Origin of the sequence: Halorubrum alkaliphilum, assembly GCF_017873815.1 — an archaeon.
Classification (GTDB): domain Archaea; phylum Halobacteriota; class Halobacteria; order Halobacteriales; family Haloferacaceae; genus Halorubrum; species Halorubrum alkaliphilum.
On the sequence record NZ_JAGGKQ010000050.1, the window covers coordinates 1 to 3,119 of the forward strand.

Annotated in this window: 4 protein-coding genes; 2 read left to right on the forward strand and 2 right to left on the reverse strand. The window is 58.9% G+C overall.

Features of this window, described 5'->3' with window-relative positions; all coding sequences use genetic code 11:
• Window positions 1-98: 98 nt before the first annotated feature.
• On the forward strand, window positions 99-857 hold the full coding sequence (locus J2751_RS15335; RefSeq protein ID WP_280901505.1) for a Fic family protein: 759 nt from the start codon (window positions 99-101) through the stop codon (window positions 855-857).
• A 301-nt stretch (window positions 858-1,158) separates the two neighbouring features.
• Complete coding sequence (locus tag J2751_RS15340) at window positions 1,159-2,124, forward strand: Gfo/Idh/MocA family protein (protein ID WP_209487316.1); 966 nt, start codon at window positions 1,159-1,161, stop codon at window positions 2,122-2,124.
• Between the two features lie 193 nt (window positions 2,125-2,317).
• Here the strand turns inward: J2751_RS15340 and J2751_RS15345 are convergent, their stop codons facing one another.
• Both J2751_RS15345 and J2751_RS15350 read right to left on the reverse strand, forming a co-directional pair.
• Window positions 2,318-2,575 carry a type II toxin-antitoxin system HicA family toxin gene (locus J2751_RS15345; protein WP_209487317.1) on the reverse strand — a complete coding sequence of 86 codons (258 nt, stop codon included), beginning with the start codon at window positions 2,573-2,575 and terminating at the stop codon, window positions 2,318-2,320.
• A 2-nt stretch (window positions 2,576-2,577) separates the two neighbouring features.
• Window positions 2,578-2,853, reverse strand: coding sequence for a type II toxin-antitoxin system HicB family antitoxin (locus J2751_RS15350; protein ID WP_209487318.1), 276 nt, complete (start codon window positions 2,851-2,853; stop codon window positions 2,578-2,580).
• Window positions 2,854-3,119 lie beyond the last annotated feature (266 nt).

The window sequence follows — 3,119 nt, forward strand, 5'->3', positions numbered from 1 at the left end:
CGAGCTGCTCCAACGATCGACCAAAACAGCAATGAGCTGTGAACTCTCAATTGAGAGCACCAGAGGCAAACTCTAGACCGCTTTGCAACACGACCGAATTGCTATGCGAGATGCACGACCGGTTGCTTTCGGGTGTCCGTGGGGATGAGGCTGACCCAGGAGAACTCCGTACGACTCAGAACTTTATCGGCAGTACGCCATACATCCAAGACGCCAGGTACGTGCCGCCGCCCCCGAACGAGATCCCCGACCTTCTCGAAGACTTGCTCGGGTATGCGAACCAAGAGACAAATCTGCATCCACTTCTCCGAATCGGGCTGATCCACTACCAGTTCGAGACGATTCACCCGTTTCTCGATGGGAACGGACGACTCGGGCGGCTATTGATCAGTCTCCTTCTACAACGTGATGGTCTCTTGCCCGAGCCGTATCTCTACCTGAGTTCGTATTTCAACGCACGACGGTCAGATTACGTTGATCATCTCTTGTCAGTCAGTCAGCACGGTGAATGGGAAGAGTGGCTCCTGTTTTTCCTGCGTGGCGTGCAGTCGCAAGCAGATGAGGCCCACCAGCGGGCCAACCTGCTAGTCGACCTCCGAGAAGACTATCAACAGCGCTATCAGAGCGAGCGGTCTGAGAATATCCTTGAACTGGTGATGCGGCTCTTCGAAGATCCGTACCTGGACGTGAACACAGCAGCCGACTGGTTGGATGTCGAATACAGCACGGCTAACCGACTGATCGGACAGCTCGAAGATGACGGAATACTCGAAGAACTCACCGGGAAAGATCGGAATCGGTTCTACCGGGCGAGCGAAGTCTTCCAGATCATCAACAAGCCGATCGATCAGCTCTGAACGACTGAGCAGAGAAGGCTTGAGGCATACGCATTGAGACAACCGGTCTCAACTTCTGGATTTATAAACAGACGACGCGGTGGCGCGTCCTTAACGAGGCTGGGGAGGCGTGAGGTGTGGTTGCTGAGCCGTGCGGGATGGGGCTCCCGGTTGGGCCTTGAAGACGTTTGCTGCCGATCCGCAGTCGTCGGTAGTTCCTTCGACCGGAGTGATACCGAACTACGAGCCGTCGGCACGAGCACACTCCGGAGTTGTAGGGGGTACCGGAACGTCTATGCCCCTCACCGAGTGGACATGCGGTATGCGATTCGGCATTCTCGGTACGGCTGACATCGCCCGTGGCTCGATGGTACCCGCGATCGGTAACTCCGAGCACACGGTCGCCGCTATCGCCTCGCGTGACCGGACGAAGGCGCAGTCATTCGTCGACGATATGGACCTCGACGCGGAGGCGTACGGCGGGTACGAGTCACTGTTCGAGGCAGAGATCGACGCGGTGTACAACCCGCTCCCGAACGGTCTCCACGCGGAGTGGACGAAGCGAGCCGCGAACGCCGGGCTCCACGTCCTCTGTGAGAAACCTCTAACCGTCGACGCCGACGAGGCGAACGCAGTCTTCGAACACTGCGACGACGCGGGGGTGACCGTGATGGAGGCGTTCATGTACCAGTTCCATCCCGTGACCGAACGCATCCGCGAGATCGCCGCCGAGGAGCTCTCGACCGTACGGAACGTCCGATCACAGTTCACCTTCTCCCTGGACGACCCCGACGACATCCGCGTCAACCCCGACCTGGGCGGCGGGAGCCTGATGGACGTCGGATGTTATCCAGTCAGCGGCGTCCGGGGCATCCTCGGCGAGCCAGAGCGGGTGAGTGCTCACGCCCTCGACACGATGGACTCGGACGTCGACACGGAGATGGCCGCCCGCTTGGAGTACGAGGACGCCAGCGGGCAGGTGTGGTTCGGGTTCGATACGCCCCACCGCCAGCACCTCCGTATCGACGCCGAGAACGGCTATCTCGAGGCGGAAAACGTATACAACCCGGGTACGGACGACGTGGAACTCACCTATCACGCTGACGGCGAGACGAAGTCGGAAGTCATCGACGGCGTCGACTCCTACCGTCTTGAAGTCGAGGCGTTCGCCGAAGCCGTCGAGGCCGGCACGGAACCTCCGGTGAGCTGCTCGGAGACGCTGGCGAACATGCGCGCCATCGACGCTCTCTACGCGAGCGTCGAGCGCAACGAGGCGGTCTCGCCGTAGCAACACGCAGGACGCCTTCCTGACCCCACGTAGTGTGTCCGAGAAGGCCAGCGCGCAGAGCGGACGAGCAGATCTGCTGCGTGTGGGTTCCACTGAACGGCCGGATCCGTCTCACGGAAGTGAGTTCGTCTGCCGCGCTGAATACAGAACGCGAATCGCTCAGTACAGGGGACTCATGTATCGAGATCGGCCATCACCTATTCTCGTCGATCCACTCGCAGAATGCTTCGAAGTTCTCCGCACCAGCGTCGTCAGCAATATCATGGAGCGTTCCAATGCTGATTGAGTCATGGGCCGGGACAGTCACGGTACGCGTGTCTGTGTTCTCGTGGCTTTCCGGTGGCCTCCATCGGAGAATCAGGTGGTCCCCTGTCGTACGAACGTGTTGAAACCCACCAGCGTTCACCAGCACTTTGTACACGTCTTCACCAGAAAAATCCCGCGTCACCATCGCTACTGTAAGACATCAGGAAGCTCATCGCTCTGTGATTGAGCGACTTCAGGATCAGCACCGAGATCACGTATCTCCTCGTCGGTTGGAGACCGCCCGCCATCACCTTCGACCGCCTCGATGACGGCATCAAGGTTGTCAAGCGCTACGTCCCGGCTTTTCCCCTGGGCAGTCACGCCGACACGGAGATCACGAGCCGTCCACTGACCATCTGGATTCTTCACCAAGCGGATTTCTCGTTCAGGAGTGTCCGAACTACCAGAATCGGCTCGTGCCATACCTGCTGGTACTTCACCGAGACTCAAAACGCTTCGGGAGACCCACCATCTCGCACGGACCATTGATACTCAATACGCACTCTTCAGCGACCGGCTGTTTCAGGCAAGAACATGTCTGAGGAAGGGTATTTCAACAAATCCACGGAGATCTGTAACTGATTCAGCATTCTTGAGGTGGAGCCCCCGACCTCAAGGAGCGAACGGAGTGAGCGAGTAGGTCGGGGAGGAAACCGACATGGGACGACACAACCGCCACACCCCGACCG